We start from the raw sequence: 1450 nt of genomic DNA, 5'->3' as shown, positions 1-1450 counted from the left end.
GCCGCGTCCACGTCTGGAACGACGTGCCTTGCCACCTGTGCGTTACACCACTCTATGGGGCACTACTAAATCGCGTGGCTTCGGATCTTCCCCGGCCACAGCCCCGCGTCGGGGTCCGCACGATGCGGATGCTCATTGAGCAGGGTCTTCATCTCAGCGATCAGACCTTCGTCCAGTAGCGGCACGGTGCGCTTGGAGCGCTCGGACTTCGGTGCGGTGTACAGCCATTCTCCGCGTACCCATGACATGGTGCGCTCGACTCGGACCTCCTTGTGCATGAGGTCGATATCTCGAATGCGGAGCGCTCCGAGCTCGCCGGACCGCAGTCCAGTCCACGCGGCGAAACGAACGATGGTGCCGTAGGGGTTCCACGCGTCCAGTACTCCGGCGATCTCCTCGACCTCGCCCACCGTAAGGAAGTTGGGTACGTAGTGGGAGGTCCTGGGCTTCGGGACCGCCGCCGTTGGGTCGTGTGAGATGAGCCGGTGCCGGGCGGCGTAGGTGAAGATCTTCTGCAGTACCGAGTACGCAGTGCGGACTGACGTCTCGGATCGCGGCTTGCCGTTGCTCTTCGGCATAGCTCTCAGGTCGGCGACCCACTTCTCCACGTCCTGCGAGGTGACCGCCGCGATGCGCCGGGTGCCGAGCGTTGGGTAGATGTGCAGGCGCAACGTGTCCTCGTAGCCTTCGATGGTCTTTGGTTTGAGCCGTGGCCGGTCTGCATCCAGGCACGCTTCCGCGACCTCTCGGAAAGTCTTCGATCTGCCGGCCAGCGGCTCGGTGGAGTTGCCTGCTGCCAGTTCGTTCTCCACCTTCAGAGCGAATCGGTCAGCTTCTCGCTTCACGGTGAAGGTCTTCTGCTTGCGGGTGCTACCGACCTTCCACACCACTTCATAGGCCTGGCCGGTCTTGCGGGGCACGGTTCTCACGTGTGCCATTACTGCTCTCCTGTCGTTCGGTCATGCATGTGGGGTGAACGCGCGCCGCCGCGTTGCAACGTGCTCGCCCGTAGCCGCGTTATCCGCGTTTTAGGCGGGTGACGCCCCGGTAGCAAGCGCTTGCTACCGGGGCGCTTGGCGCATGCGGCGGCGGACGATGTCTGTGCTGTAGTCCAGTACGGCGGTCTCACGGGAGTGCAGGTCTGCGAGCCACGCGGCTCGGTGCCGGTGTGCCAGACGGCGTAGCGTGCCGCGTCCGAGCTCCTGCGCGACAAACTCAACGCCGATGAGGGCTTCTAGCGCAGCTGAGGTGTTCTCTCGGTAGCGGCCAATCAGTGTGGCCCGGCGGGCACCCGCGTTGGGTTCGGCGAGCACGAGCGCGGATAGTTCTACGATCAGCCGGTTTCGGTTCACAGTGCCACAGCCTGTGCCTGGTCTGCGTCCCCCCTACGTGTCAGGCTGGAGCGGTACCACGGTGACAGAGCAGATCAGTTCGATCACGTAGGGCGAGA

The 1450-nt window shown here is 64.0% G+C and carries 2 protein-coding genes; both read right to left on the bottom strand.

What is annotated here, in order from left to right; translation table 11 throughout:
• Positions 1-65: 65 nt before the first annotated feature.
• Entirely contained in the window at positions 66-938 is an 873-nt protein-coding gene (locus tag ACFFIO_RS08770; RefSeq protein ID WP_378041207.1) for a tyrosine-type recombinase/integrase, read from the bottom strand.
• A 123-nt stretch (positions 939-1061) separates the two neighbouring features.
• A complete protein-coding gene (locus ACFFIO_RS08765) occupies positions 1062-1313 on the bottom strand; it encodes a hypothetical protein (RefSeq protein ID WP_378041206.1) in 252 nt (83 codons plus the stop codon).
• Between the last annotated feature and the right edge of the window lie 137 nt (positions 1314-1450).

Origin of the sequence: Citricoccus parietis, assembly GCF_042433045.1 — a bacterium.
In the GTDB taxonomy this organism is placed as follows: domain Bacteria; phylum Actinomycetota; class Actinomycetes; order Actinomycetales; family Micrococcaceae; genus Citricoccus; species Citricoccus parietis.
The sequence above is the reverse complement of the archived record's forward strand: the minus strand, read 5'-3'. Positions and strand labels throughout refer to the sequence as shown.